The sequence below is a fragment of the Agromyces sp. P1_H4 genome (assembly GCF_056405255.1).
The window spans coordinates 1-519 of sequence record NZ_JBFUCL010000633.1; the positions used below are offsets into that span (position 1 = coordinate 1).

Here is a 519-nt window from a genome sequence, read left to right on the forward strand (position 1 = left end):
ATCCCGAGGAGGAGCGCGGCGCCGGCCGCGGCGGCGGCGACCAGTCGGACCCGGCGCGAGTCGGGCTTCGGCGTCGGCGTGGGCCCGGGCGGGGCGGCGGGGATTCCCGGGATGTCCGCCGCGTCATCCGGGTCGTCCGCGGACTTCGGCAGGATGAACAGGCGGGTGTCGTCGCCGCGCAGGCAGAGCACCGGCGTCACCCACTCGAGCGTGTCCCGACCGAGGCCGAGGATCGCGATCCGGCCGCTGACCACGGCCTCGTCGATGCGACGGCCGTAGGCGAGCGCCGAGTAGAAGCCCTGCGAGAACGCGACCGCCGCCGCGTCGCTGATCGTGAACTGCATCGCGGCGACGGCGTTGATGCCGCTGTTGACGAGCGCGGCGGCCGTGCCGGAGTACAGCTCGTTCGTGCTCCCGGCGCCCGACATGCACGAGTTGATCACGACCAGTCGGGGGGTCGGCTCGGCCTCGTCGAGCAGGTCGGCCAGCGCCGACGCGTCGACGTACTCCGCCCGCCCG

1 protein-coding gene is annotated in these 519 nt (G+C 74.2%); it reads right to left on the minus strand.

All coding sequences use genetic code 11. The features are described 5' to 3' along the window. Positions 1-519: CHAT domain-containing protein (locus tag AC1DY2_RS20505; RefSeq protein ID WP_476764085.1), on the minus strand; the 519-nt coding region annotated here is incomplete at both ends.